Annotated in this window: 23 protein-coding genes and 1 tRNA gene; 9 read left to right on the forward strand and 15 right to left on the reverse strand. The window is 65.1% G+C overall.

The window, feature by feature from the left end:
• Positions 1-35: 35 nt before the first annotated feature.
• The gene (locus AU198_RS14205) at positions 36-356 is read right to left on the reverse strand and encodes a hypothetical protein (RefSeq protein WP_064348788.1); all 321 of its coding nucleotides are present in this window, start codon (positions 354-356) and stop codon (positions 36-38) included.
• 253 nt (positions 357-609) lie between these two features.
• Here AU198_RS14205 and AU198_RS14210 point away from each other — a divergent pair, with 253 nt between their 5' ends.
• From AU198_RS14210 to AU198_RS26210, 8 genes are all read left to right on the forward strand, one after another.
• A complete protein-coding gene (locus AU198_RS14210) occupies positions 610-951 on the forward strand; it encodes a hypothetical protein (protein ID WP_064348789.1) in 342 nt (113 codons plus the stop codon).
• Between the two features lie 261 nt (positions 952-1,212).
• Positions 1,213-1,899: a sensor domain-containing protein gene (locus tag AU198_RS14215; RefSeq protein WP_064348790.1), complete on the forward strand. Its 687-nt coding sequence runs from the start codon at positions 1,213-1,215 to the stop codon at positions 1,897-1,899.
• Positions 1,900-2,515: 616 nt separating this feature from the next.
• Positions 2,516-4,030, forward strand: a complete 1,515-nt coding sequence (locus AU198_RS14220) for a beta strand repeat-containing protein (RefSeq protein ID WP_156431606.1) — start codon at positions 2,516-2,518, stop codon at positions 4,028-4,030.
• A gap of 905 nt (positions 4,031-4,935) precedes the next feature.
• The gene (locus AU198_RS14225) at positions 4,936-6,153 is read left to right on the forward strand and encodes a hypothetical protein (RefSeq protein ID WP_064348792.1); all 1,218 of its coding nucleotides are present in this window, start codon (positions 4,936-4,938) and stop codon (positions 6,151-6,153) included.
• Between the two features lie 1,013 nt (positions 6,154-7,166).
• Positions 7,167-8,459 (forward strand): hypothetical protein, encoded by a 1,293-nt coding sequence (locus AU198_RS14235; protein WP_156431607.1) that lies wholly within the window; start codon positions 7,167-7,169, stop codon positions 8,457-8,459.
• A gap of 610 nt (positions 8,460-9,069) precedes the next feature.
• Positions 9,070-10,659, forward strand: coding sequence for a beta strand repeat-containing protein (locus tag AU198_RS14240; RefSeq protein ID WP_064348795.1), 1,590 nt, complete (start codon positions 9,070-9,072; stop codon positions 10,657-10,659).
• A gap of 536 nt (positions 10,660-11,195) precedes the next feature.
• A tRNA-Pro gene (locus tag AU198_RS14245) sits at positions 11,196-11,269 on the forward strand.
• Between the two features lie 48 nt (positions 11,270-11,317).
• A complete protein-coding gene (locus AU198_RS26210) occupies positions 11,318-12,067 on the forward strand; it encodes a group I intron-associated PD-(D/E)XK endonuclease (RefSeq protein WP_156431608.1) in 750 nt (249 codons plus the stop codon).
• A 16-nt stretch (positions 12,068-12,083) separates the two neighbouring features.
• On the opposite strand, the gene AU198_RS14255 is transcribed toward AU198_RS26210, so the two are convergent.
• The 8 genes from AU198_RS14255 to AU198_RS14290 form a co-directional block, all read right to left on the reverse strand.
• Entirely contained in the window at positions 12,084-12,998 is a 915-nt protein-coding gene (locus AU198_RS14255; protein WP_064348797.1) for a sulfite exporter TauE/SafE family protein, read from the reverse strand.
• Between the two features lie 228 nt (positions 12,999-13,226).
• On the reverse strand, positions 13,227-13,994 hold the full coding sequence (locus AU198_RS14260; RefSeq protein WP_064348821.1) for a sulfite exporter TauE/SafE family protein: 768 nt from the start codon (positions 13,992-13,994) through the stop codon (positions 13,227-13,229).
• Between the two features lie 81 nt (positions 13,995-14,075).
• The gene (gene der, locus AU198_RS14265; RefSeq protein ID WP_064348798.1) at positions 14,076-15,479 is read right to left on the reverse strand and encodes a ribosome biogenesis GTPase Der; all 1,404 of its coding nucleotides are present in this window, start codon (positions 15,477-15,479) and stop codon (positions 14,076-14,078) included.
• Complete coding sequence (gene cmk / locus AU198_RS14270) at positions 15,476-16,159, reverse strand: (d)CMP kinase (RefSeq protein WP_064348799.1); 684 nt, start codon at positions 16,157-16,159, stop codon at positions 15,476-15,478. Before cmk ends, der begins: the two co-directional genes overlap by 4 nt.
• Complete coding sequence (locus AU198_RS14275; RefSeq protein WP_064348800.1) at positions 16,156-16,899, reverse strand: pseudouridine synthase; 744 nt, start codon at positions 16,897-16,899, stop codon at positions 16,156-16,158. Before AU198_RS14275 ends, cmk begins: the two co-directional genes overlap by 4 nt.
• Positions 16,892-17,641, reverse strand: coding sequence for an SMC-Scp complex subunit ScpB (gene scpB / locus AU198_RS14280; protein ID WP_082691018.1), 750 nt, complete (start codon positions 17,639-17,641; stop codon positions 16,892-16,894). Before scpB ends, AU198_RS14275 begins: the two co-directional genes overlap by 8 nt.
• A complete protein-coding gene (locus AU198_RS14285; RefSeq protein ID WP_064348823.1) occupies positions 17,634-18,470 on the reverse strand; it encodes a segregation/condensation protein A in 837 nt (278 codons plus the stop codon). Before AU198_RS14285 ends, scpB begins: the two co-directional genes overlap by 8 nt.
• Before the next feature lie 8 nt (positions 18,471-18,478).
• The gene (locus AU198_RS14290; protein ID WP_064348801.1) at positions 18,479-19,339 is read right to left on the reverse strand and encodes a ParA family protein; all 861 of its coding nucleotides are present in this window, start codon (positions 19,337-19,339) and stop codon (positions 18,479-18,481) included.
• Between the two features lie 138 nt (positions 19,340-19,477).
• Between AU198_RS14290 and AU198_RS14295 the strand changes: the two genes are divergently transcribed.
• Positions 19,478-20,236 carry an O-methyltransferase gene (locus tag AU198_RS14295; protein WP_064348802.1) on the forward strand — a complete coding sequence of 253 codons (759 nt, stop codon included), beginning with the start codon at positions 19,478-19,480 and terminating at the stop codon, positions 20,234-20,236.
• Between the two features lie 75 nt (positions 20,237-20,311).
• Here the strand turns inward: AU198_RS14295 and xerD are convergent, their stop codons facing one another.
• From xerD to AU198_RS14325, 6 genes are all read right to left on the reverse strand, one after another.
• The gene (gene xerD / locus AU198_RS14300; protein ID WP_064348803.1) at positions 20,312-21,259 is read right to left on the reverse strand and encodes a site-specific tyrosine recombinase XerD; all 948 of its coding nucleotides are present in this window, start codon (positions 21,257-21,259) and stop codon (positions 20,312-20,314) included.
• The gene (locus tag AU198_RS14305) at positions 21,256-21,876 is read right to left on the reverse strand and encodes an NUDIX domain-containing protein (RefSeq protein WP_064348804.1); all 621 of its coding nucleotides are present in this window, start codon (positions 21,874-21,876) and stop codon (positions 21,256-21,258) included. Before AU198_RS14305 ends, xerD begins: the two co-directional genes overlap by 4 nt.
• A complete protein-coding gene (pyrG, locus tag AU198_RS14310; RefSeq protein WP_064348805.1) occupies positions 21,869-23,632 on the reverse strand; it encodes a CTP synthase in 1,764 nt (587 codons plus the stop codon). The genes AU198_RS14305 and pyrG overlap by 8 nt, the downstream gene beginning before the upstream one ends.
• 215 nt (positions 23,633-23,847) lie before the next feature.
• The gene (locus tag AU198_RS14315) at positions 23,848-24,786 is read right to left on the reverse strand and encodes a copper transporter (protein WP_064348806.1); all 939 of its coding nucleotides are present in this window, start codon (positions 24,784-24,786) and stop codon (positions 23,848-23,850) included.
• 9 nt (positions 24,787-24,795) lie between these two features.
• Positions 24,796-25,980, reverse strand: coding sequence for a putative cytokinetic ring protein SteA (gene steA / locus AU198_RS14320; RefSeq protein WP_064348807.1), 1,185 nt, complete (start codon positions 25,978-25,980; stop codon positions 24,796-24,798).
• An 81-nt stretch (positions 25,981-26,061) separates the two neighbouring features.
• Positions 26,062-26,442: a VOC family protein gene (locus tag AU198_RS14325; RefSeq protein WP_064348808.1), complete on the reverse strand. Its 381-nt coding sequence runs from the start codon at positions 26,440-26,442 to the stop codon at positions 26,062-26,064.
• Between the last annotated feature and the right edge of the window lie 4 nt (positions 26,443-26,446).

Here is a 26,446-nt window from a genome sequence, read left to right on the forward strand (position 1 = left end):
CACCGTGAGGTGACGGGCCGATTGTGGGGAGGTTTTCAGGGCAGCCGGGTGAGCACCGGCAGCTTGCCGGCGGGCAACGCCGGGCGCACGTTGACCGGATTGCGCTGAGGCGCAGTGGTGATCACGATCTTGCCGCCGCGGCAGGAGACGATCTTGCCGTCGACAAAGACGTCTTGACCGTCGTCGATCGGGATGTCATAACCGTCCGCGTCGGTGTAGGTGCATCCGCCGCTGCCGGGCGTGGGTTCGTTGTCGACAGCGAAAGCGGTCGCCGGGGCGAACACGAAGACGGCCAGGGCGCCGGCGAGCGTGGCGGCGTACTGGAGTCGGGTCCGTCGAGCTTGTGTGGTGGTCATGCCGGGGTCCTCTCGGGGGTGGTGCGGGGTGTTGAAAGAAAATGATTGCGAGTCGACCGGGGCTCCGTAATCGCCGCAAAGCCAGAATCCGTTCGTGTGTGGGGAGGTTTTTCTGTCTCCGCGGTAAGGGCGGAGGATCAACTTATTGCGACAGAAACTATCTGTGGCATTGACGACCGCGTCGTGGGTTGCGTGACAGCGAATATGGATGGGTATACGAGGCCAAAATATCCACCTGCGAAAGGCGACAACGATGGCAGAGCCCGAGTCCGGCGAGTGGAACGTTGCGGCCAAGGAGAACAGGGTCTACATCGAACGCGCCAATGATGATGGCGAAGTGTTGTTCGGTGATTCTCTCGAGCCGCATGAGGCGCGCCAGCTGGCACGGGCGCTGACGAAATTTGCGGACAAGCTGGACGACTCCCCCCGATCCAGCGATGAGGACGCCGACGACGACTCCGACGACAAGGATTCCGACGACGAATCCGAGCACGACGACGAGGACGCCGACGACAAGGACTCCGACGAGGACGACGAGGACGACAAAGACGAGGACTCCGACGAGGACGACAAAGACGACAAGAAGTCCGACTGAGGTTGCCCAGCGGTTGGTGAATCCCGCTCTCGCACAACGGGTGCGGCGCATTCCCACAGCCTGGTTTGCGTTATGGTCGCGCTCCGGCGCTGGACGCGACGCATCAATCGTTATCAGAAGCAGCGCCCATCGTTATCAGAAACACCGCACGACCTCTGCCCCTCGACGGCCGAACTGCTGGACCATAGCCGCACGCGGTGCGATGCTGGGGACATCGCCCGCGAGTGATCGGTTGGACACGGCTGGCATGGGGAGGGTTACATGCGCCAACCAGCGACGGCATTCGGTGCTGCGATGGTCTGTTTGTTGGTCGCCGGGTGCGCCAGCTCGGTCGGCAATGCGGTGGCGCCGACGCCCACCCGGACATTGATTCCGCGTCCCCTTGTGGAGCGCGAGCTGGACGAACTGCTCCTGCATCCCGCGCAGTTGAACGCCGAGATGGGCTCGCAGACCCTGGAGGTCACGAGCGCTCAGAGTTCGATGTCGGACAACAGCGCCACGATGGAACCGCGGGAGTGCCTCGGTATCGACGGGGCGGCGGAGGCGCCGGTCTACGCCGACAGCGGGTACCAAGCCTCGCGGGATCAGAGCCTGAACGACGGTGACAAGTTCGCGCACTACGTGAAGCAGGCCGTCGTGTTGTATCCGCTCGTAAAGAAGGCACAGGGCTTTCTCGATGCATCCGCGCAGCAGTGGCCGGCCTGCCACGAGTACACCCACCTGCAGAGCGGCACGAAGTGGACGGTCGGGCCGATCACCAACGCCGACAACGTGCTGAGCACCGTCGCGACTCTCCAGGAAGCCGCTGCGCCGGGGTGGGCCTGCGGACACGCGATCGCGCTGGAGAACAACGTCATCATCGACGTGAACACGTGCAGTGCCAACCCGGGTGATTCGGCCGTGCGGATCGCCAAGCAGGTCGCGGAGAAGGTGGCCGATCGCTGGTAAGGAGCAGCTGGTTGACGACCGGCGGCGAAACCATTAATAGGTCGAAAAGAATGGTTGGGTGGTTCGGCAACGTCGCCTAACGGATAGCTGGCTATCGTTATTAATGTGCAGCACCCGGACTGCGAACGACTTAAATTGTTGATCAAGCAAATTGTTTTTTGATTTTACAACGATAACGTCCGTTTCACTGGGTTAGGCGAACTGGGGTGAATCCTGGAGGGATCGTTCATAGGTGCCTCGCCCACCGGACGATGGAAGTGGCAGCATCGAAGCACCTTCGTGCAGTTCACACCGCTCCCGCGCAGGACTTACGCGAACACCCCGCTCCGCCGGGCGTAGCCTACGATGAACACGCGCCTCACAAGTAACATTCACTCCCACAGATAACGCGGCTCGATAGTTCTCCGTGGGCAAATTTTTCGAAAACGACAGTTTGGCTGATTGCTGAGTTAAGGTGAGCGCGTCCGTTGGAATGCTATAAACGACGATCGCCAACGGGTCTTAGTTGGGGGCATGGGGGTCTGCATGTTTCGCAATACACCCGTTGCTCGATCTCTCACCGAGGCCGTCAGGCCCACTTTTTCAACACACCGCATCGGAATTCCGGGGGTTTCTCATGAGTAATGCATCGTGTATCGGCCGTGTGGGGGCGTTGGCTGTCGCGTTGGGCATCGGCGTTGGGCTGATGGCGACGCCGGTTGAGGCGTTCGCCAAACCGGACAAGGACTCGAGCGCCTCGAGCGATTCGTCGACGTCGAAGGCAAACAAGACAGAGAAGGCGCCCAAGGCGGAGAAGGCGGCAGCGGCGAAGGCGCCCAAGCCGGAAAAGAACATCGCCGTGTCGAAAAACGGTGTGGTGAAGAAACAAAGCGGCACCGCGCAAGCCAGCACCCCAGCGGGCAGTACCGGCACCAAGGCCAGAGCTAATGGCGATGGCGCCACAGCGACGGTTACTAGCGGCAGCAAGAGCAGGGCTACCGCGGTGGGCGATGGTGCTTCGGCGACTGCGGGCGGTGGGGTCAAGAACAGCGCCAAGGCCAACGGTGATGGCAGCACCGCCGCCGCTGGCGATGACGGTACCGGTGGCACCAACAACAACAACAACACCGCTCGGGCGAGCGGCGATAACAGCGAGGCTTACGCAGGCAGCGGCGGCAGCGGCAACAACAAGAACAAGGCCACCGTCGACGGCGACAACAGCACCGCCTACGCGGGCGCCAACGGCAACGGCAATAACAACAACACAGCCACCGTCAGCGGTGATACCACCACCGGAGTCCCCGGCGACAACAGCATTGCGTCCGCGGGGTCCTTCGGCGACAACAACACCAACAACCGCGCCAGCGCCATCGGCCAGAATGCCCAAGCCTGGGCCGGCGGCGGCACTTTCGACGTTTTGAACGGCGGGCCCGGCAGCGACAGCGATGGCAACGTCGCCACCGCCACCAATACTGGGAGCAGTGACAGCCAAACAGTCGCATATGCTGGCGTCGTCGGCAACAACAACGACAACAACACCGGTACCGCTACTAATAGCGGCACCAGCAGCACCACGGCCGTCGAGGTCGGCTCCCAGGGTGACAACAACAGTGGCAACACTGCCTCCGCGACCAATACTGCAGACACCGCCTTCACAACGGCTCTTTCCGGATCGATCGGCAACGACAACACCGACAACGCCGCGACTGCCTCGAACAGCGGCGCCGGCAGCCTAACCGTGGCCGAGGCAGGCTCCGAAGGCAGTAATAACAGTGGCAACACTGCCTCGGCAGTCAACACCGCAGACAACGCACGCACTAGTGTGGCTTCCGGCTCAGGTGGCAATAACAACACCGACAACGCCGCTACCGGCTCGAACACCGGCAATGACGCCATTAGTCAAATCTTCGCGGGAGTCATCGGGGACAACAACGCCGGTAACACCGCGACAGCGACAAACAGCGGCGCAAACGCAAACACTACGGCGAACGCCGGATACAACGGGAGTAACAACACCGGTAACAGCGCCGTCGCTACGAACGTTGGCGATGACAACATCACTGAGGCCGGGGCCGGCGTCAGCAGCGATGGCAACACCGGCCTCGACGTCACTGCATCGGACGGCGAGATCGTTATCCTGCCTACGCCCTAAGTAACGTCTGGGACGCCCCGGCGGCGTATGTCCGGCTAGGGACTTGCCCGCCGACTCGGACAATCGACCGGGGTTCGGTTGGATCACCAGTCCTCCGGCGTCGGGTGGTCGCCGTGCTGCCCGCGCTGGAGCCTGGGGCCGGCCCCGAATCGGGGCGCGAGGGCGCGGACGACAGCGCGGGATAAACATCGGTGTCCTAATTTCCCGGGTCGGCGTCGGGCTGTTCTAACGCCGGAGGAGGCTTCACCAAACGGGCAAATACTCAAGTGCCGCGAGCGGCCATTCATGACGGTGAAGGCCGCCTTTTTGGAGTAAGCGAGTCGTGGGAGCGATCTGAACGCGCGTGTGTTCACTGACTAGCCGAATCGTTCGCACGTTGCCGCAGACCGCACTTGCCACGATTCAACAGTTTCTTGACGGCATTGAGTGGTTGCGCGTGTGATCCCCGGGCCCGGTAATAGCACCGAAAGCGCCTGGGCAACGACTTCGAAGTGACTCAGGTCGGTCCCCCGAACAGCGGCGCGCTGACCTGTAGTCTTTTTTCACGCAAGGGATTACGTTGCACGATCGTCGGCGGCCGAACCTGTCTGTCCCTCAGAGGCGGTATGACAACACAGTCCTTTCATCGGGGACGCTGGTGGATTTCTCGTTTCGCGAGGCGGTTCTCAATGTCTGGTCGGATGGACATCTTCAAGAAGCGAATTGACGAAAAGGGCTAATTCAGCCCCTTTGATGAGTTAAATTTTCGGTGGCCGTTGAACGACCTACCAGATCGGTCGTGCGACAACGGAGCCGCTTCTCGGCACGGGGGTATTGGGACATGTTCACCGACATTTCGTGCCGTAGCAACCGTCGTTCTGTTTTCACCTCACTTCTCGCTACATCGCATCTCTGGGGGTTTCATCATGGGTAATGCAACGTATATCGGCCGCGTCGGGGCGTTAGCGGTCGCGCTCGGGATCGGAGTCGGGCTGATGGCGACGCCGGTTGAGGCGTTCGCCAAACCGGACAAGGACTCGAGCGCCTCGAGCGATTCGTCGACGTCGAAGGCAAACAAGACGGAGAAGGCGCCCAAGGCGGAGAAGACGTCCAAGGCGGCGAGCGATGCGTCAGCGGCGAAGGCGCCCAAGCCGGAAAAGAACATTTCGATCTCGAAAAACGGTGTGGTGGTAAGACAAAGTGGCACCGCGCAGGCCGAGACCCCGGTGGGCAGTACCGGCACCAAGGCCAAGGCCAAAGGCGATGGCGCCACAGCGACGGTGACCAGCGGCAGCAAGAGCAGGGCTACCGCGGTGGGCGATGGTGCTTCGGCGACTGCGGGCGGCGGGGTCAAGAACAGCGCCAAGGCCAACGGTGATGGCAGCACCGCCGCCGCTGGCGATGACGGTACCGGTGGCACCAACAACAACAACAACACCGCCCGGGCCACCGGCGATAACAGCCAGGCCTACGCAGGCAGCGGCGGCGACGACAACAACAAGAACAAGGCCACCGTCGACGGCGACAACAGCACCGCCTATGCCGGCGCCAACGGCAACGGCAACAGCAACAACACAGCCACCGTCAGCGGTGATACCACCACCGGGGTTCCGGGCGACAACAGTGTGGCCGGCGCAGGGTCCTTCGGCAACAACAACACCAACAACCGCGCCACCGCCATCGGCCAGAATGCCCAAGCATGGGCCGGCGGCGGCACCGGACCCGAAGTGCCTGAGGGCGGGGGCCCTGGCAATGACAGCTCCGGCAACGTCGCCACCGCCACAAACACCGGTAGCGATAGCTTGATCGTTGTCGGCGCCGGCGTGATCGGCGAAAACAACGACAACAACACCGCTACGGGAACGAACACCGGTAGCGAGGCCCTCCTGCAGGTAATTGCCGGCTCGGTAGGTAGCGACAATTCCGGCAACACCGCCACGGGAACGAACAGCGGCAGCAACACGATCTTGCAGGCTTTCGCCGGGTCTCTTGGCGATGGCAATACCGACAACACGGCCACCGCCACCAATAGCGTTGACGGCGGCATCACCGCCGCCGGGGCAGGTATTTTCAGCGATAGCAACGACGGGTATGACGTCACGGCAACTGACGGTGAGACGGTCGTCGAACCGCCTGAGGAGTAGGCGGCTGCCACCGTGCGTTCAGGGCCAGCACGAACCGTCGATGGGATCTGCTGTGCGGCCGTCGACGATCCATGTAATGGCGAGCGGCTCGTCGCTCTTGCTATGTCTGCCGCCGTGAGTAGGACCGATGCATCCACTGCAGCCTCCTGTAGAAGCCGGAGCAGTCGACGACGAATGGCAGCCTCGTGGCCACCGCCGCGCAGCCTGTTTCGCTGAGACCGTGGACCTACCGCAGGATCGCCGATCGGGATGACGGGGTTGAGCCTGCGACCACTTGACCCCAGTGTCGTCAGAGGGGTCCGGCGATAACCTATCCGAGCACTTTCGACAGATTTGAGAATGCTCGCGGACGGCGGCGGACGCCCTCGAATCGGATTGCGATGCTATCTGAGCGTTCCAGCAATCTGGCTCGCACAGCAGGGTGATTAATCAAAGCCCGACCGAGGCGTGCGGTCAGGCGCCTCCAACAATGGCCACTGTCAATGCCCAAAGTGCGCTTGCCAAATCACGGCCATCACCGGTTTCGGTTCCCGAGGCCCGCAGACGATTGACTCGTTGCTCAGGCAAATTTTCCGATTAGTAAACGAGTAGACGGCGTCGAGCGTTAAGGCGGCAGAGTTGGGTGTGTGCAACACGGACACGGATGGCAACCTGTGGATCCGCCAAAGAAAGATTTGCTCCTTAGCAGCTGGTCAGATCTGTGGGAGTAAGAATGAGGGTTCGCGTGCCGGCGCGGTGCGGGGGAGGAAACCACCTTCATAGTTGTTTTGTTTCCCCAAGTAACAACATATGTCGACGCCACGGCGGCAAACTTCAAAATTGTGACAGTTTGCGTGATCTGTCGGTTACATTGAGCGAGTCCGTTGGAAGGCGTTATCAATTGATCGACAACGGGCCGTCACCGGGGGCAGGGGGGTCTGCATGTACTGCATTACACCCGTCGCTCGACCTCTAAAGGCCGTCAGGCCAGCTTTCCCACTCACACATCACATCGCACCTCTGGGGGATTCATCATGAGTAATGCAAACTACATCGGCCGCGTTGGAGCGTTAGCTGTCGCGCTTGGCATCGGAGTCGGGCTGTTCGCGACGCCGGTAGAAGCTTTCGCCAAACCGGACAAGGACTCGAGCGCCTCGAGCGATTCGTCGTCAGCGAAGACGAACAAGTCCGACAAGCCTGACAAGGCGGGGAAAGCGTCCAAGGCCACGAGCGATTCGTCGGCGGCGAAGGCGCCCAACGCGCAGAAGGCGCCGAAGCCACCAAAGGACGTATTTGTCTCCAAGAACGGTGTGGTGAAGAAGAACGGCGGCGGAACGGCATACGCGGAAACCCCAATCGGCAGCACTAAGACCAAGGCGAGGGCCACCGGTGCTGGCGCCTCGGCAATCGTGACCAGCGGCGACAACAGCAGTGCCACCGCGAAGGGCACCAATGCCACCGCGACGGCCGGCGGTGGGGTCAAGAACAAGGCCAAAGCCCAGGGAGATTCCAGCATCGCCGCCGCCGGCGATGACGATAGCGGTATCGGTGGCAACAACAACAACGGCAACACCGCTCGGGCGAGCGGCGACAACAGTCAGGCTTTCGCAGGTAGCGGCGGCGAAGGCAACAACAACAACAGGGCGACCGTCGACGGCGACGACGGCAGAGCCTATGCGGGCGCCAACGGCAATAGCAACAATAACAACACAGCCACCGTCACCGGCGACAACAGCACCGCCTATGCGGGCGCCAACGGTAACGGCAACACCAACAACATTGCCACCGTCGCCGGCGATACCGAAACCGGTACTCCCGGTGACAACAGCGTGGCGAGCGCGGGTTCCTTCGGCAACGACAACACCGACAACCGTGCCAGCGCTATCGGCCAGAATGCCACTGCCCTCGCCGGCGGCGGCCAGGTGGGGGCAGGGGGCAACGCGAACTCCGGCAACACCGCTACCGCCACCAACACCGGCAGCGATAGCCAAGTAATCGCCGCCGCTGGCGCCATCGGCGAAGGCAACAACGACAACACTGCCACCGCCACCAACAGCGGAAGCATGGCCACCCTGCAGGTTGTCGCCGGCGTTTTCGGCTTGAACAGCTCCGGCAACACCGCAACTGGGACCAATAGCGGAAGCAACACCTTCCTTGACGCTTGGGCTAGCTTCTTCGGCAACGACAACATCAACAACACCGCCACCGCCACCAACATCGAAAACGGCGTCACAACCAGGGCCCTAGCCGCCGTCGGCAGCCATGGCAATGAGGATCTTGACGCCGTTGCGGCCGACGGCGACGAGGACATTCAGCCGGAGCCGTAGTCGCGCATTCTTGTCCCGCCCCGGCGGCGTGGTGTCCACCAAGGACTCTCGCCGCCGGGACGCGGGAAGTGGACAATAACGATCCGCCGAAAAGGTATAAGCGGCTCTTAATCCGTTGACACTTTGCCGCCCTCGTTGCGAGTCAGTTTCGGTGCGGTTGGATTGTGTCGAACAATTCGGGGTTTACTCCTGCGGAGATCCGTGAGCTCGTTGTCGAGTATCAGTTGTCGCCCTTATGGCAAGGGGGCCTGGCTTGTCGCCCAGAGCAGTTCCGAGGTGGGAGGCCGTGGTGTTCGGCGGTGATCTAGACCGAGGGAGCTCAGGGGTCTTGAGACCACGTCCAGAAGGGGCAGTATTTGTTTCCACAATCATTTCTGCTATCAGACTTGCTTGGGCAAATTTTTACAAATGTGACAGTTTTGCTTTGATCGCTGGGATACCGTGAGCAAGTCCGTTGGTGGTTTTATAAATCGATCGTCACGGGCAAATCTCGGGGGCATGGGGGGATGCGTGTACTGCACTAAGCCCAACAGCAGAACTTTCGAGTTCCTGCGCCCTTTCCACACCACCACACATCACATCGCATTTCTGGCAGGACAGGGGATTCATCATGGGTAATGCAAACTACATCGGCCGCGTTGGGGCGTTAGCTGTCGCGCTTGGCATCGGAGTCGGGCTGTTCGCGACGCCGGTAGAAGCTTTCGCCAAACCGGACAAGGACTCGAGCGCCTCGAGCGATTCGTCGTCAGCGAAGACGAACAAATCGGAGAAGGCTGATAAGAACACCAAGGCCGCTAGCGATGCGTCCGCGGCGAAGGCGCCCAGCGCGCAGAAGGCGCCGAAGCCGCCGAAGCCGCCGAAGGACGTGATGGTTTCCAAGAATGGCGTGGTTGTGAAGAATGGCGGCGGCAGCGCGGTCGCTTACACCCCTGAGGGGAGCACCAAGACCAAGGCGCGGGCGACTGGAGCCGGCGCTACCGCACGAGTGGAGAGCGGCAACAACAGCAGTGCCACCGCGAAGGGCACTGACGCAAAGGCCACCGCGGCCGGAAGCGTCAAGAACACGGCCAAGGCCAACGGCGAGAGCAGTGAGGCCTACGCAGGCTCGGCCGGTGACAACAGCAACAACAACGCCCGTGCGACAGGTGACAACAGTGAGGCCTACGCCGGCTATGGCGGCACCGGCAACCACAACAACACCGCCACCGTCGACGGCGACAACAGCCTCGCCGTTGCGGGCTCGTACGGAAACGACAACACCAACAACCGCGCCACAGTCAGCGGCGATTCCGACACCGGTGTTCCGGGCGACAACAGCGCTGCTATCGCCGGCTCCTATGGCGACGGCAACGACAAGAACACCGCCTCTGCGGTCGGCGAGAATGCCGTCGCCGCGGCCGGCAGCGGCATCGAGACCTTAATCACGGGGAACAACAACAGTGGCAACGTCGCCACCGCCACCAATAACGGTGGTGGCAATGCACCAACCACTGCTTTTGCCGGCGTGGGCGGCGATAACAACACCAACAATCGCGCCTCCGCTTCCGGCACGGACAGCGCCGCCATTGCCGGTTCCCTCGGAAGCGACAACGGCGGCAACACCGCCACGGCCACTGGAGCGAACAGCGCCGCAGATGCGGGTATGGGCGGAAACGACAACGACAACAACAAAGCCACCGCCAACACCAGTGGCGGCGCCACTCTCGGCCAGGCACGAGCGGGAAGCGACGGCGATAACAACGACAACAACACCGCCACGGCCTCGGCCAATGGCGCCGGCAGCGTGAGCGTCGCCGGGGCTGGTTCCACGGGTGATGACAACAGTGGCAACACGGCCTCCGCGAGCACCACGGGAAGCGGCTCCGCAGCCGTGGCCGGGGCAGGAGGCGGCGGCAACGACAACACCGGCAACACAGCCACCGCAACGAACGTTGGAAGCGACGCTCTGATGCAAGTCATCGCCGGCATCGGCAACAACAACAGTGACAACACGGCCAGGGCGGACAACACCGCAAACAACGCCCAGACGGCGGCCGTAGCCGGAGCAGTCGGCAACAACAACACGAATAACCAAGCCCTCGCCACTAACAGCGGCGAGGGCAACATCACCGGAGCGGCGGCGGCAGCCAATCTCAATAACGAGAGCGGGAACAAGGCTGAAGCGACCAGCGGGCAGGTCGTGGAGGAACCCGCGCCGTAACAATCGCCCGGCCCGGCGGCGGGGTTTCCACATGGACACGCCGCCGGGCCGCGGGCGGTCAACTGCGCCGAGGCCAACGGTGACCAAAGCATTCGCGACTTGTTCCACCAGCCCCTGTAACAACACAACAGCGCCCGAGGCAATCGAATCCGTGAGTGATTCACCCAAAGCTGTAGCTGCAAACTCGCCGCCGGGCGCGGCGCCGGTTCGACGTCGAAAAGCTGCCGTCCAATAGTCGATCTGACGTCCAGGTCCGGCTTCACCGGAGCATGCTTGTGAACTCCCCGCATGCCCAGCCAAACATCGTTCGCAAACTGCGATCGGGGTGCACTGCGGACAGCGGCATCGCGATGGACCGCAGGAACGCCTCACGATCATTATGCGACGGGAGTGCCGGTCTAGCGCCCGTCGTCCCCAACAGTCGGCGTGTTCTGGGACAACGGCTGAATGAGGCTCGCGGCGCAGGGATCGCTTCGTGCGGTGATGGACCGCTAAGGTATCGTTCCCTCGTCCCTCGAGATGTCTCGGCGGACCAGCGGGCTGTGGCGCAGCTTGGTAGCGCACTACACTGGGGGTGTAGGGGTCGCAGGTTCAAATCCTGTCAGCCCGACCGCGAAGTGACGACGCAACATGGGACGCAACTAGTATTGTTTGCGTCATGCGGCGGTACGCAGATCCGCAGTTGGCAGCAGCTATCCGCACATCTCGATCGTGGCGCGGCGTACTGCGCGCGCTCGGGCTGTCGGCCACTTCCTCCGCTGCTATGCGTTCGGTCCGCCTGCATGCCGACCGCCTGGGCCTTGACTACAGTCACTTCACCGGCCAGCGGCGCTGGACGGATGTGCAACTAGTCGCGGCAGTCACCTCCGCTTCGAATTGGACACAGGTTGCCGAAAAGCTCGGGCTGGCGGGCGGTTCGAGCACAGCCACCATTCGCGGCCACGCAGCGCGGCTCGGTCTCGACACCACGCACCTTCGCCCGTCGAAGAGGGTAGGCATTGCAACTGCGGGAATGTATCCGCGGCAACGTCACCTAGCCCGAGCCGGTTCCCTGATGGCTGCTGCGTGGTTCGAGTTATGTGGATATTGCGTCTCGTGGCCCTTGGAACCGTGCCGCTACGACCTTCTCGTTTCGATGGACGACACGATCAAACGCGTACAGGTCAAGACGACGACGGTGAAGCAAGGATCTTCGTGGACGGTCTGGATTTCGAGTACTGGCAAGACGCGCACGGCGTACGACCCCGAGGAGGTCGATTACTTCTTCATCATCGACGGGGACTTGGATTACTACCTGATTCCGGTGGCGGTCGTGGGAGGCTTGACCGCTATCCAGCTATCGGCATATCAGAACTACCGGATCGACCGAGACGTCCGCCGCGGCCAATACGAAGCTGCTGATGGATGACTCCGGCGCCGAACGCTTATCGAGTGGCGCTGGGCACAACCTCGGCCTCGTCGGCCGCCGGCACCGACTCCGCGGGCCGCCGGTAGCGCCAAGCCACGTAAAGCGCTGCGGCCCAGCCGATCACAATCAACGTGTAAACGCCCGACGACCACGGCCATTCAATACCGAAGTAGTGCACCAGCTTCTGGCTGTTGGTCAACACGATGACGCCGCCGACCGCGGTTCCCAGTAGAGCGGGGCGGATGCGGCTGACCAGCCACGCCGCGAACGGGGCGGCGACCACGCCACCCACGGCCAGCCCCAGCACCACCGGCAGGTTCTCGACGAATTCCTCGCGTAGCCCGACCCCGAAGCCGACCGAAGCCGACGCCGCCACCAGGAACTCCGAGGCACTGACCGAGCCGATCACCGTGCGCGGCGCCGTCTTACCGCGGGACAGCAGCGTGCTCGTGGTCACCGGACCCCAGCCGCCGCCTCCAGACGCGTCGATGAATCCGCCGAACAATCCGAGCGGGCTCAGAAACCTCGCCGTATGCGGTGTCTCACGGTGCCTCATCACCGGCGGGTTGCGCAGCGAGAACCGCAGCAGCACGTAGACCCCGATCGCCACCAGGATCGCAGCCATCAGCGGCGCGGCATGTTCGGTCGACAGCGACGACAGCACGGTCGCACCCGCGAATGCCCCGATCGCACCGGGCACGCCCAGCTTCAACACGATCGACCAGTCGAGGTTCTTGAATCGCCAGTGCGACAGACCCGAAGCCAGCGTCGTGCCGACCTCGGCGAGATGCACTGCGGCGCTCGCTTGGGCGGCTCCGAGGCCGCTGAGCACCAGCAGCGTCGAGGCGGTCACGCCGAACGCCATGCCCAGCGCGCCGTCCACCAGCTGCGCTCCGACGCCGACGAGCGCGAAGATCAGAAGCGAACGCACAGGTTCGACTGCTTTCGGAAATGGTCAGCGCGGCGGGGCGGCCGACCGGACGGACAGGTGGGCGCGGATCAGATGCGCGCGCGACACCACTCGTCGAAGGCGATGACCCGGCGCGACGGCCAGAACGGCTCCAACGCGCAAAGGGCAGACGGCGCGGTGTGGAACTGCCGTTCGGCCACCCGTCTCCCCTTTCCTGGTCAGCGGTTTCCGTCACCATACCCAAGCCGTCTAGACGCTCAGCAATCGATACACCCCGATCATTCCCACGATCACGATCACCGCGCGCAACGCGTTCGGCGACAGCCGTCGTCCATAGTGGGCGCCCAGGAAGCCGCCGACCAACGAACCGGCCGCGATCAGGCCCGCCGCCGCCCAGCTGATCCGGTCGAACGCGACCACTGTGTATGCCACCGCCGCGACCACGTTGACCACCAACGACAGGAGGTTCTTGGCGGCGTTCATCCGCTGCATGTCCTCGGGCAGCAGCGCACCCATCGCGGCGATCAGCATGATCCCCTGGGCCGCGGTGAAGTACCCGCCGTAGACGCCGACCGCGAAGGTTGCGAACACGACCGCGGCCATCCGCGCACGTGACACGTGCTCGGCGGACTGCCCGGCGGCCTCGGCCCGCGCCCGCGCGTAGGACTGAATCCGCGGACCGACCACCACCAACACCAGCGCGGCGATCAGCAACACGGGCACGACCCGCTCGAACACCGTCTCCGGCAGACGCAACAGCAGCCACGCACCCAGCCCCGCTCCTACGAACGAGGCGGGGAGCTGCCACCGGAGTCGATCCCACTGTCCGCGCAGTTCGCGGCGATAACCCCAGGTACCTGAGACACCACCGGCGACCAGCCCGATCGCATTCGACATCGTTGCCGTCACCGGCGGAAACCCGAGCGTCACCAGCGTCGGGAACGTGATCAGCGTGCCGGAGCCGACGAGCGTGTTGATCGCGCCCGCTCCCAGGCCCGCCAATGCGATGAGGACCATGTCGACGACGGGCACTTGGGCAAGGCTAATCGTCGATTTGTGGAGCGGCGGCGGCGCCTACCGCCGGTGCGACTCCACTGATCACCGGGAGCGGGGGCCGCGCTTCTCGCGCATCCGGACGTTGATCCGGATCGGGCTGCCCTCGAAGCCGAACGTCTCGCGCAGCCGCCGCTCCAGGAACCGCCGATAGCCGGCCTCCAGGAACCCCGAGGTGAACAGCACGAACGTCGGCGGGCGGGCGGTCGCCTGGGTGGCGAACAAGATCCGGGGTTGCTTGCCGCCGCGCACCGGCGGCGGATGTGCCGCCACCACTTCCTTGAGGAACGTGTTCAACCGGCCCGTCGGGACGCGGGTGTCCCACGACTCGAGCGACTTCTCCAGCGCGGGAACCAATTTCTGCACCGCGCGGCCCGTCTTGGCGGAGATGTTCACCCGCGGCGCCCACTGCAACTGCACGAGCTCACGATCGATCTCACGGTCCAGCAGGTAGCGCCGGTCCTCGTCGACCAGGTCCCACTTGTTGAACGCCAGCACCAGCGCGCGGCCCGCTTCGACGACCATCGACAGCACGCGTTGGTCCTGCTCGGTCAGCGGTTGAGACGCGTCGATCAGCACGATCGCCACCTCGGCCGCGTCGATCGCGCCGTGCGTGCGCACCGACGCGTAGAACTCGTGCCCGCTCGCCTGTCCCACCTTGCGGCGCAGACCCGCGGTGTCGACGAACCGCCACATCTTGCCGTCCATCTCGATCAACGAGTCGACCGGATCGACCGTGGTGCCCGCAACGTCGTGGACCACGGAACGCTGATCACCTGCCAGCCGGTTCAGCAGCGAACTCTTGCCCACGTTCGGCTTGCCCACCAACGCGACGCGGCGCGGTCCTCCCCCGCCGCCGGCCATCTCCGACACCGCAGGCAGAGCATCGATCACCGTGTCGAGCAGATCGGCCACACCCCGACCGTGAATCGCGCTGATCGGATGCGGCTCCCCCAGGCCCAACGACCACAGCATGGCGGCGTCGGCTTCTCCGCGCTCGCTGTCGACCTTGTTGGCAGCCAGGAACACCGGCTTGCCGGAGCGCTGCAGCAGTTTCGCTGCCGCCTCGTCCGCGGTGGTGGCGCCCACGACCGCGTCGACGACGAAGATGATCGCGTCGGCGGTTCGCATCGCCACCGACGCCTGCTCGGCCACCAGCTGTTGCAGACCCTTGGCGTCGGGTTCCCAGCCGCCGGTGTCCTGCAGAATGAACCTGCGGCCCGACCACAACGCGTCGTAGGACACCCGGTCGCGGGTCACCCCGGGCACGTCCTGCACGACGGCTTCGCGCCGGCCCAGGATCCGGTTCACCAGCGTCGACTTGCCGACGTTCGGTCGTCCGACGACGGCAACGACGGGTGGCGCTGCCGCGGCCTCCTCGATGGCTTCGGCGACATCTTCTGCGATCTCCCAATCGCTTTCGTCGACCCAGGTGCCGTCCTCGCTCATCGCTGCGCTCCCGCCCGCTCCCGCACGAGGCGCGTCAGATGCTCGATCACCTCGGGCTGCGTCATCGCACTGGTGTCGACGACGACGGCGTCGTCGGCCGGCCGCAGCGGCGACACCGCCCGCGTGGAGTCGAGGTGGTCGCGTCGCTTGACATCGGCCAGCACCGCTTCGTAGTCGTCGTCCAGACCGGTCGCCTTGTTCTGGTCGTTGCGGCGTCGCGCACGCTCTTCGGCCGATGCGGTCAAGAAGATCTTGAGGTCGGCGTCGGGCAGCACCACCGTTCCGATGTCGCGGCCCTCGACGACGACGCAGTCCTGTCCGGAGGCCAGCTTGCGCTGTAGGTCGACGAGCCGGGTGCGCACGGCGGGCACCGCCGAGACCGCGGACACCGCCGTGGTCACCGCAGCGCCGCGAATCTCGGTCGAAACGTCTTCTCCGCCAAGATAAGAGCGGTCTTCATCGGGGTCGTACCCGACCGCCAGCTCGGCGTCCGCGGCCGTTGCCGCGACGGCTTCGGTGTCGGTCAGGTCGACACCTGCACGCAGCACGGCCAGCGTGACGATCCGGTACATCGCCCCGGTATCCAGGTAGCGCGCGTTCAGCTCGCGCGCCAAACCCCTTGATACCGTCGACTTTCCGGTACCCGCTGGACCGTCGACGGCGATGACCAGTGATGTCACAAGCCGACCGCCTTGTACAACTCTCCGAGCTCCTTCTGCGTGAGCACCCGAATGCTGCCCGGACGCTGATCGCCGAGCGTGACGGTGCCGATGTCGGTTCGCACGAGCTCCTGCACCGGATGGCCGACGGCCGCGAGCATCCGGCGCACGATCCGCTTACGGCCCTCGTGCAGGGTGACCCGCACCAGCGTCTTGCCGGGGACCTTGTCGACGACGGCGAAATCGTCGACCCGCGCCGGTCCGTCGTCGAGTTCGACGCCGTTGCGCAGTTCGCGGCCCACTCCGCGCGGCACCGCGCCCAGCACGGTCGCCAGGTAGGTCTTGGGCACCTCGAACGACGGGTGCATCAGCCGGTGAGCCAGCTCCCCGTCGTTGGTGAGCAGCATCAGCCCCTCGGTGTCGGCGTCGAGGCGGCCGACGTGAAACAGCTTCTTGTTACCCCGAACCCGGTGCTCGACGAGGTCACCGATGCACGGACGGCCGCGGTCGTCGGACATCGTCGAATGCATGCCCCTGGGTTTGTTGATCGCCAGGTGCACCAGGGTGTCGTCGAGCGTCACCCGGGCTCCGTCGACCCGGATCACCGAAACATCGGGGTCGACGCGGGTGCCCAGCTCGGTGACGACCCGGTCGTCGACCTCGACACGACCATCCGTGATCATCTTCTCGGCCACCCGGCGCGAGGCAATTCCCGCCTGCGACAACACTTTCTGAAGTCGCACGCCTTCGGGTTCAGCCATGTGCATCGGTGTCCACGTCGAACGACAGCGGTTGTTCGGGCGCCGGAACGCCGCTGAGTTTTATGAAACGCGGGTCCTCGTCGAGGGTTTCGCTGAGGTCGTCGATGACGTCGACGTCGGGTAGCAGCGGCGCGATGTCGGGGAGGTCGGCCAGCGACGTCAGCCCCAACCGTTCCAGGAAGAGTTCGGTGGTGGCGAACGTCACTGCGCCGGTGTCGGGATCGGTGCCCGCCTCGGTGATCAGACCGCGGGCCACCAGGGTGCGTATCACCGCGTCGACGTTGACACCGCGCACCGCGCTCACCCGTGCTCGAGTCACCGGTTGCCGGTAGGCCACCACGGCCAGCGTCTCCAGCGCCGCGCGCGTCAGTTTGGAGCGGGCCCCGTCGAGTAACAGCCGTTCCACATACGGGGCGTAGCGCGACCGCGTGTACATCCGCCAGCCGCCGCCGGCCTCGCGCAGGTCGATACCGCTAGCGCGGGCGGTGTACTCCTGCGCCATCGTCTGCAGCTTGGCCGCGACCCGGTACGGCGGCTGCTCGATCGCCAGCGCGAGTTGCTCGACGGTCGCCGGGGTGTCGACCACCAGCAGCAGCGCCTCGAGCACGGCGCCCAGTTCACCGTCCTCCAACTCGGGCGGTTCGGCGACGTCGATTCCGAGATCGGTGGCGTCGGCCGCGACGCCCTCGTGGTCGAGGTCAGTCGCGACCCCGTCGAGGTTGTCGCGGTCTTCGCTATCCATATTGATCTTCTTCCACCGCCAGGTGTTGGTGTGTCGGCCGCTCCCCGGTCCACGAAATCTGCAGCACACCAAGCGCTTCAGGTTGCTCGAATGCTACCGCCCGGGCGCGGTAGAGCTCGAGCAGCGCCAGGAACCGCCCGACGATCTCGATCGGTGCTTCACAGTCGGCGACCAGATCTCGGAAGGACGCCCACTGGCCGATCCCGCGGCTCTCCAGCAGTGCCATCAGGTTACCGATCTGCTCGGGCACCGACACCGCCGCGTGGTGCAGATGCTCGGTGCTCACCGTCGGGACCGGCCGCGGCGTGAAGGCCGCCGCGGCGATCTGTGCGAAAGCCTCGGCGTCCACGCCGATCATCACTTCGGGCAGCAGCTCGGAGTAGCGGTCCTCCAGCGCGACCGCGCGCGGATAGCTGCGCAGCGCCGCGGCCTCGAGTTCGGCGAACATCTCGGCGACGTGCTTGAATGCGCGGTACTGCAGCAGGCGGGCGAACAGCAGGTCACGCACCTCGAGCAGGGCGAGATCCTCTTCGTCGTGCACCTCTCCGGCGGGCAACAGCCGCGCCGCCTTCAGATCGAGCAGGGTCGCGGCGATGACCAGGAACGCCGTGGTCTCGTCGAGTTCGAGCTGCGGGCCGATGGCCTTGGTGTAGGCGATGAACTCGTCGGTCACCTGGTGCAACGCCACCTCCGTGACGTCGAGGCGGTGCGCGAAGATCAGCTGCAACAGCAGGTCGAACGGGCCCTCGAAATTGCTCAGCCGAACCTGGAAGCCCGACTGCGGAGCGTCGTCCGAATCCGGGGTCGTCGCGGCTTCCGTCTCCGTCACCGGGTCATTCACGCGCCGAACCGGTGGATGACCTCGCGAGCCAACGATCGATACGATTGAGCCCCACCGGATTTCGGCGCCCATGTGGTGATCGGTTCCCCGGCGACACTGGTTTCGGGGAAGCGCACCGTGCGGGTGATGACGGTGTCGAACACGAGGTCACCGAAACGCTCCACTACCCGGGCCATGACTTCGCGAGAGTTTACGGTGCGCGGGTCGTAGCGGGTGATCAGGATGCCGCTGATTGACAGTTTCGGGTTCAGCCGGTCGTGGACCTTGTCGACGGTGTCGGTCAGCAGCGCCAGGCCGCGCAGCGAGAAGAACTCGCACTCGGTGGGGATGATCACACCGTCGCTGCACGCCAAGCCGTTCACGGTGAGCAAGCCGAGCGAGGGCTGGCAGTCGATCAAGACGTAGTCGTAGCGGTCCAGCACGGGGTACAGCGCACGTGCCAGCGACTGCTCCCGGCCCACCTCGTTGACCAGCTGGATCTCTGCGGCCGACAGGTCGATGTTGCTGGGCACGAGGTCCAGATTCTTGACCCGCGTGTGGATCAGCACATCGTCGATGGACACCCGTGGTTCCACCAGCAGGTTGTGCACCGTGTGCTCGAGTTCGTAGTGCGGCACCCCCAGGCCCGCCGACAGCGCACCCTGCGGGTCGAGGTCGACGAGCAGCACCCTGCGGCCGTACTCGGCGAGGCTGGCGCCGAGATTGATCGTCGACGTGGTCTTGCCGACCCCGCCCTTCTGGTTGCACATCGCGATGACCTTGGCCGGGCCGTGCGTCGTCCTCGGCTGCGGTTCGGGGATGTCCCGCGGTGGCCGGCCGGTCAGGCCCACTTCCACCGCTGCCCCGTCGTCGCTCATACCAGACCGTCGCTGGTCAGGCACTTCACGGGCATGGCGGACATCCGGGCAAGTTTAACGGCAGGAACGTGCCAGGTCAGCCAGACCCGCGGGCAAGTTGTGGGCCGATTGAGCCGCACCGCGTCATAGGCTGGCGAGATGAGCTTGAGGCAACGGATCCCGCTGCTGAGGTGGTCATTCCTGCGGTTGGCCCTCGGTGTGCGCAACATCTCCACCACCGGTCAGGTCGGCGACGGCCGCGAGGCCGCGCTTCGCGACTATGTGGTCGCCAACGCGCGGCGCGGTGACAGCGACGACGTCCTCGCCACCATCGACCGGTTCGCGTATGAGAAGTCCTTCCTGATCAATATCGGCGACGAGAAGGGCGAGATTCTCGACGCCGGGGTGCGCCGCAGCAACCCGAGCCTGGTGCTCGAACTCGGGACCTACTGCGGATACGGCGCCCTGCGACTGGCCAGGGCGGCGCCGTCGGCGCGGATCTACTCGGTCGAACTCGCCAAGGCCAACGCCGAGATCGCCCGGGATGTCTGGGCGCACGCCGGCGTCGCGGACCGCATCACGTGCGTGGTCGGCACACTCGGCGACGGCGGACGGACCCTCGACGCGCTGGCCTCCGAGCACGGGTTTGGCCCGGGCTCACTCGACATGGTGTTCATCGACCACGATAAGGCCGCCTACCTGTCTGATCTGCAGAGCATCCTCGACCGTGGCTGGCTGCACCGCGGCTCCGTCGTCGTCGCCGACAACGTGAAGATTCCCGGCGCGCCGAAGTACCGCGAGTACATGCGCCGACAGCAGGGCACGTTGTTCGACACCGTCGAGCACAAGACCCACGCGGAGTACCAGTCGCTGCTGGCCGACCTGGTCCTCGAGTCCGAGTATCTGGGCGGCCAGTGACTGTATTCGTGCCTTAACCGGTGGATCGCCCGCAGCCGGTGCATGCGATCCACCCGTTAACGCGCCATCCGGCGGCTACCGCGCCCGCGGATGGGCGCCGGCCCAGACCTCGCGCAAAGCGTTGACGGTGACCATGGTGTAGATCTGCGTGGTCGTCACCGAGGCGTGGCCGAGCAACTCCTGCACGACACGGACGTCGGCGCCGCCGTCGAGCAGATGCGTGGCGAACGAGTGCCGCAGCACGTGGGGCGACACCGCAGAGGTGACCCCGGCGCGTTCGGCGGCGTCCTGCAGCACCTGCCATGCGCTCTGCCGCGACAGCCGCCCGCCGCGGGCGTTGAGGAAGATCGCCGGCGTGCCGCGACCGCGGCGCGCCAAATCCGGACGTCCGCGCACGAAGTAGACGTCGAGCGCGGTCACCGCCGGCCTGCCGATCGGGACCAGCCGGTGCTTGCCGCCCTTGCCGCGCAGCAGCACCGAACGCGCATGGGTGTCGACGTCGTCGATGTCGAGCCCCACCGCCTCTGAGATCCGCGCCCCGGTCGAGTACAGCAATTCCAGCAGCGCCCGGTTGCGCAGTGTGAGGGGGCTGTCGGCGTCGCTGTCGCCGCCGGCCGCCTCGAGCAGGGCCAACACCTCGTCGATCGACAGGCTCTTGGGCAGCCGCCTGCTCGGCGTCGGCGGCTTGACCTCCGCGGCCACGTCCAGCTCGGTGAGGCCCTCGGCGGCGGCGAACCGGTGCAGGCCGCGCACCGCGATCAGTGCTCGCGCCGCCGAAACCGCCGACAGCGGGGCGATTCCGGCCTCGGCATCCCCCCGGCGCAACGCGACCAGGAACTCACTGACGTCGGATTCGCTCACCTTGATCAGGTCGTCGACGTCGCGCGCGGTCAGGTATTCGGTGTAGCGACGCAGATCGCGGCGATAGGAACTCAGGGTGTTGGCGGCCGCCCCGCGTTCGATGGTCAGGTGGTCGAGATAGCCCTGGACCTGACCGTCGAGCGCGGACGTGAAAGTGGTCACGGGTGCCCCTGACGGCGGCCGAAGGCGGTGGGCCGATCGGTCCACGGTGCGTCGACGTCCCTCAGCGCACCAGGGTCCGTGACGGCATGAGCGGCCAGAACCCCGCTCACGGCAATGGAATTCACGATGTCGCCGGCCAATACCATGCGCACCGCCTCGTCGAGCGAATACCACCGCAGCGTCAGGTCGGCTTCCTCGTCGTGGGCGTCGGGGCGTCCGACGTCGGTGAGTCCGGTGGCCAGATAGACCCGAACGCTCTCGTCGCTGAAACCCGGCGCCGAATCGAGGTCCACGAGCACACGCCAATCGGTGGCCGACAGCCCGGCCTCCTCCTCGAGTTCGCGCGCGGCGGTGACGTGCGGCGGTTCGCCACCGAGATCGAGCAGCCCGGCGGGCAACTCCCAGAGGCGCCGGCCCAGCGGGTGCCGGTACTGATAGACCATCGCGATGTTGCGGTCCTCGTCCATCGCCAGCACCGCGACGGCGCCGTAGTGCTCGACGACCTCACGGCGGGCGGTGTGGCCGCCGGGCATGCGTACCTCGTCGGCGCGTAACGCGAATATGTTTCCGACGTAGAGGGTTTCAGAGGAGACCGTCTCGAAGTCGTGGTCAGCCACGGGTCGCGGGCTCTTGCAGCAGGGCCCCTACCTCGGCACCGTGCTCGACGCCGTTGGACCGCTGCTCGGGAATGTCCATACCGGGCAAGCGCTCCTCGGCCTTGTAGTCAAGGGCCGCTCCCACGAACGCGACGAACAGCGGATGCGGCCGGGTCGGCCTGCTCTTGAGCTCGGGATGCGCCTGGGTCCCGACGATGAAGCGGTGCGTCTCACGGGGATACTCGACGAACTCGACGAGGTGACCGTCGGGCGACGTTCCCGAGAACCGCAGTCCGCTCTCGGCGATACGGTCACGGTACTGGTTGTTCACCTCATAGCGGTGACGGTGCCGCTCCGAGACCTCCGTGGCGTCGTAGGCCCGCGCCACGATCGAATCCGGTTCCAGCACAGCCGGATACGCGCCCAGACGCATGGTGCCGCCGAGATCGGCGTCCCCTGCAACGGCGTCGCGCTGATCGGCCATGGTGGAGATCACCGGATGCGGGGTCGCCGGGTCGAACTCCGCGGAGTTGGCCTCGGTGATTCCGACCGAACGGGCCGCCTCGATCACGATGCACTGCAGTCCCAGGCACAGCCCCAACACGGGCAGACCACGCTTGCGGGCGTACTGGATCGCGCCGATCTTGCCCTCGATGCCGCGGATGCCGAAGCCGCCGGGTATCAACACGGCATGCACGTCGGCCAGCGCCGCGGCGGCATCGCCGTCGACCTCGCAGTCGTCGGAGGCCACCCAGCGCATCTCCACCTTCGCCCGGTGCGCGAACCCACCCGCTCTCAGTGCCTCGGCCACCGACAGATACGCATCCGACAAGTCGATGTACTTGCCCACCAACGCGATTCGCACCGTCTCATGCGGTTCGTGGACCCGCTGAAGCAGATCGTTCCACTGCGTCCAGTCGACGTCGCGGAACGGCAGGTTCAGTCTGCGCACGACGTACGCGTCGAGTTCCTCGCGGTGCAACACCTTCGGGATGTCGTAGATCGACGGTGCGTCCGGGGTGGAGATGACGCCGTCGATGTCGACGTCGCACATCAACGCGATCTTGTTCTTCAACGGTTCGGGCACATCCCGGTCGCAGCGCAAGATCAGCGCGTCCGGGGTGATGCCGATGCTGCGCAGAGCGGCCACCGAATGCTGAGTCGGCTTGGTCTTGAGTTCGCCCGACGGCGCCATGTAGGGCACCAGCGAGCAGTGCAGGAAGAAGCAGTTCTCCCGGCCCACTTCGTGGCGAACCTGGCGCGCCGCCTCCAGGAACGGCAGCGATTCGATATCGCCGACCGTGCCGCCGATCTCAGTGATCACCACATCGGGACGCCGGCCGTCGACGTCCGGCGCGGCCATCTCGAGGATTCGCGCCTTGATCTCGTCGGTGATGTGCGGGATCACCTGCACGGTGTCGCCGAGGTACTCGCCGCGGCGTTCCTTGGCGATGACGGTCGAATACACCTGTCCGGTGGTCACGTTCGCCGATCCCGACAGGTTGCGGTCGAGGAAGCGCTCGTAGTGGCCCACGTCGAGGTCGGTCTCGGCACCGTCCTCGGTGACGAACACCTCACCGTGCTGGAACGGGTTCATGGTGCCCGGGTCGACGTTGAGGTAGGGGTCGAGCTTCTGCATCGTCACCCGTAGGCCGCGCGCCGTCAGCAGCTGCCCGAGGCTCGAAGCAGTCAGCCCCTTGCCGAGTGAAGAAACGACGCCACCCGTGACGAAGAGGTGCTTGGTGGCCGTTTGCGGGTGTTTGCGTAACGCTGGCAAGAACGACCTCCGTGACGACGGGCAGGGCTTGCGTCTCTAGGCTGATTCCTAGTTTGGGGCCTGCCGACCCACGGAACCCCACCTTAACACCGAGGGCGACACCGCGTCGGTGACGCGCCGAGGGCTGGAGCGTCGGTGACGCGCCGAGGGCGACACCGCGTCGGTGACGCGCCGAGGACTGGAGCGTCGGTCGGGGCGCCCGGCTCGCGGGGAGCTTACTGCGGCACGGTGACCAACGTCGCACCCTGACCGATGCCGTACTGGCCGGGCCTGCCGCCGTCCACCAGATCGCCCAGCGCCAGCACCGAGGTGATGCGGCCCGATTCGGTGCCCACATCGTCGACCGTGCTCACCGCCGACGTCAGCGCGGGATCTGAGCGCGTCACGGCGACCGCCGCGGTCCCCGATGCCGAGCCGTCGCGTCCCACCAAGACGGTGCCCGAACCGTGCGGGGCCAACCCGCCGGCGAATCGGGCGACGGTGGCGCCTCGGTTACCGGCGTCGTCGCCCAGCGGTCCGCCGGTCACGATCACCGCAGTGTTCGCCGCACCCACCCGGTCGGTGTAGGTGATGAACCCGGTGTCGCGCAGCGTGGCGAGCACCGTCTCACGTTGGGCGTCATCGACGGTCTGCACCTTGGGGTCGCGATTGATCAACAGCGCAATGCCCAGCAGGTCGCCGGCTTGGGAGCCTTGGTCCACCGACGTGGTACTGAGCTGTTTGCCCGCGGGCACGATCGGCGAGTTGACCACCGACAGCAGCTTCTCGGCGGCGTTGGCCTCGACGAACTGGGGTGTCAGCCCGACCGTTCCGCTGACCGTTCCCCCAGCCTGACCGACGAGCCGTGTTACCGCGTCGACGTCGTCGTCGGCAGCATCGGGAGTGCGAAACAGCACCACCGACTTGTCGACAAGCGTCTCCCGCAGAATGCGCGGTGACATCTGCGCATCGAATTCCCCTGCCGCGCTGAGTTTTTCATTGAGCGCATTGCGCTCGTCGGTCAGGGTGTTGATCCGCTCCTGCAATTCATTCTTGTCGTCGCGCAGTCCCGACAGCACGGTGTTGGACAGCATCCCTGACCCGAGCGCAACGCCGATGGCAAGGGCAAGGAACACCGCCGCAAGCGAAATCGCATGTGTACGTAGCGATATCATCGTGCGCTCCTAGGTGACCCAGCCCTGGACCCACAGCGCGAAGCGGTTCCAGTAGTCGGCGATCCAGTCCAGCAGCGCGGCGTCGACGCGGGCCACCCACAGGGCGACGATCACCGCGACCAGCACCGCGAGCACCAGCAGCGCGATCGCGCCGCCCGACACGCGGCTGCGGTACAACGTGGCTACGGCTTTGGCGTCGACGAGTTTCTCCCCGACCTTGAGCCGGGTCAGAAACGTCGATGGGTTGCTCTGCTGGCGGGCCCGGTCGAAGAACTCCTCGATGCTGGCGGTGTGGCCGGCGGTGACGATCAGCGACGCGCCGTGGTGGTCACACAGCAGCAACGCCAGATCGGCCGCCGATCCCGCGGCCGGGAACGTCATCGCCCCTACCCCGAGGTCCTGGATTCGTTCGAGACCCGCGGCGTGTCCGTCGGCGTCGGCCGGCAACACCACCTGCGCCCCGGACCGCAGCACCTCGGCGCTCATCTTGTCGGGGTCGCCGACGATGAGCTGCGGCCGGTAGCCCGCCTTACGTAGTACATCGGCGCCGGTGCCGACACCCACCAGCACCGGTTGGTATTCCTTGATGAAGGGTTTGAGTGCCTTGAGATCGATGGCGGCGTCGACGTCTTCGGCGACGATGACGACGTGGCGCCGGTTGAGGTCGACGTCGATGTCGGGGATGCCGATGCCGTCGATCAGCAGCGGGCTCTCGCTGCGGATGAACTCGATGGTGTTGCCCGCAAAGGCTTCGAGATGGGCCACCAACCCGCTCTTGGCCTCGTGCATCAGCTCGTGGATCTCGTGGTCGGTGCGCTCGACACCCAGCACGAGCCGACGATCACCGGTGTAGACGCCGCCCTCGTGCAGTCGCACGCGCGCGCCGTCTTTGACCTTCTTGAAGACGTCGTCGCCGGTGTTGTCGATCAGGGTGATTCCGTTGGCGACCAGAACCTCGGGCCCGAGGTTGGGATACCTCCCAGAAATGGAGGGTGAGGCGTTGACCACGCCGGTGACGCCGGCCTCGACGAGCGCATCGGCGGTGATGCGGTCGAGGTCGAGGGCGTCGATGACGACGATGTCGCCGGGCGTGACACGCCGCAGCAGTCGATCGATGTCGCGGTCGACTCTGGCGGTGCCGGTGATGCCCGGACGTGAGCTGGCATTACGAGATAGCAGCGCTGACATCTTCATGCGCCGATTCTGTCGAGACTAGCGCGCCATCTGTCGGAGGCGCGCCGTATCATCTGTCCCTTTTGTCACACAGGTAACACCTTAGCGGTATGGCTCGAACAACTCGACGAGGTTGCCGGACGGATCCGAGACCAAGGCCTGACGCCCGCCGCGCCCGGTGATGACGTCTCCGCGCAGGGGCACGCCGGCGTCGGCGAGTCGGGTGACGGTCTCGTCAAGGTCGTTGACCTCCAACTGGATTCGATTCCAGCCGCCGGGGGCTGGCCGGCTTCCGTCGCTGAGCGACTCCCCCGCCCCGCCTCCACCGCCGGGCGAGTTCAGCAGCAGCCGCAACTCGTCGCGACGGAGCATGGCGAACCCGGGTCCGGGCCGCATGGCCACGTCGAAGCGCAGGTGGCTGGTGTAGAACTGGACGGCGGCATCGACGTCGTCCACGATGTAGCGAACACTGACGCCCTTCATAATC

The organism is Mycobacterium sp. GA-1199 (assembly GCF_001500045.1).
Classification (GTDB): Bacteria; Actinomycetota; Actinomycetes; order Mycobacteriales; family Mycobacteriaceae; genus Mycobacterium.